General features: G+C 69.8%; 1 protein-coding gene. It reads right to left on the bottom strand.

Annotated elements, in window-relative coordinates; translation table 11 throughout:
- Positions 1-718: acyl-CoA dehydrogenase family protein (locus tag HUX53_RS38670; RefSeq protein ID WP_217920405.1), on the bottom strand; the 718-nt coding region annotated here is incomplete at both ends.

Here is a 718-nt window from a genome sequence, read left to right as displayed (position 1 = left end):
GTGTGGTCCAGCGTGGCCAGCGCCGTCTTGAACCCGGTGCCCTCGGCGCCGATGATCCGGTCGGCCGGGATGCGGGTGTCCTCGAAGATGACCTGCCGGGTCGGGGAGCCCTTGATGCCCAGCTTGCGCTCCTTGGCACCGAACGACACCCCCGGATCGGACTTTTCCACCACGAAGGCGGAGATGCCGCGGGCACCGGCCGACGGGTCGGTCACCGCCATCACCGTGTAGTACTCCGACACCCCCGCATTGGTGATCCACATCTTCGCGCCGTTGAGCACCCAGTGCTCGCCGTCGCGCACCGCGCGGGTCTTCATCCCCGCCGCGTCCGAACCCGCGTCGGCCTCCGACAGCGCGTAGGAGAACATGCCCTCCCCGCGCGCCACCGGCGCCAGGTACTTCTTCTTGAGCTCCTCCGAGCCGGCCAGCAGCACCGGGACCGTGCCCAGCTTGTTCACCGCCGGGATCAGCGACGACGACCCGCACACGCGGGCCACCTCCTCGATCACGATCACCGTGGCGAGCGCGTCCGCTCCGCCGCCCCCGTACGATTCGGGCACGTGCACCGCATGCAGGTCATTGGCGACCAGCGCGTCCAGGGCCTCCTGCGGGAACCGGGACTCCTCGTCCACCTCCGCCGCGAAAGGAGCGATCTTGGCCTCGGCCAGCTCACGCACCGTACGCCGCAGCAGCTCATGCTCCTCGGACGGCGCATACG

Origin of the sequence: Actinomadura sp. BRA 177, assembly GCF_013372625.1 — a bacterium.
In the GTDB taxonomy this organism is placed as follows: Bacteria; Actinomycetota; Actinomycetes; order Streptosporangiales; family Streptosporangiaceae; genus Spirillospora.
The sequence above is the reverse complement of the archived record's forward strand: the minus strand, read 5'-3'. Positions and strand labels throughout refer to the sequence as shown.